The sequence below is a fragment of the Vibrio rotiferianus CAIM 577 = LMG 21460 genome (assembly GCF_002741985.1).
Taxonomy (GTDB): Bacteria; Pseudomonadota; Gammaproteobacteria; order Enterobacterales; family Vibrionaceae; genus Vibrio; species Vibrio rotiferianus.
Map to the genome: position 1 here is coordinate 1 of NZ_APHW01000079.1, position 762 is coordinate 762.

At 44.5% G+C, this 762-nt stretch carries 1 pseudogene; it reads right to left on the minus strand.

Features of this window, described 5'->3' with window-relative positions:
* A pseudogene (locus tag B853_RS26520) lies at positions 1-762 on the minus strand (IS110 family RNA-guided transposase); the annotation flags it as partial.

Below are 762 nucleotides of genomic sequence, written 5' to 3' on the forward strand. Positions count from 1 at the left end.
TATAAATAGAGCGCGAAGGTGTTTGTTCCCTCGTTTACTCATGCCTAATAACTTTGATTTGCCACCCGTTGAATACTGCCTTGGAACGAGTCCTAGCCATGCCGCCATCTCGCGACCTCCACCAAAGTTTGAAGGAGAACTGATATTGGCCACACACAACGTTGCTGTTAAATCCCCAATACCAGGAATACTCTTCAACAGTTCGGCATTTTCATTATTTTCAGTAATCGCTTTCAGTTTTCTATCTTGAGTAGATACTTTCTCATTTAGGTATTTATAGTGCTCATGAATCGAGAGCAACTCAGCGACCAGACTCGGTGGTAGCTTTATATCTTGCTCGGCCAACCACTGAAATAGCGTTTTCATCTTGGCATGGCCTTTCGGAAAACTCAGCCCAAACTCAAGTAGTATTGCTCCAATTCGGCTCATACAAGCCGTTCGCTCTTTGATATAACCATCTCTCACTCGATGGATAGCTGCGATTACTTGAGCTTCCTCTTACTTGGCAGAAACAAACCTCATGCTTGGTCGACTTGCTGCTTCTGCTATCGCAGCCGCATCAATAAAGTCGTTTTTGTTACCTTTGACGTAAGGTTTTACATATTGAGGTGGAATAAGTCGAACTCGATGCCCATAGGCTTCACACTTTCTCGCAAGCCAGTGAGCACCGCCACAGGCCTCAAAAGCGATGATGGTAGGTTCAAGTACAGATAAGAAACGGAGTAGTTGGCTTCGACTAAACTTACGGCGAATAACGTCTTT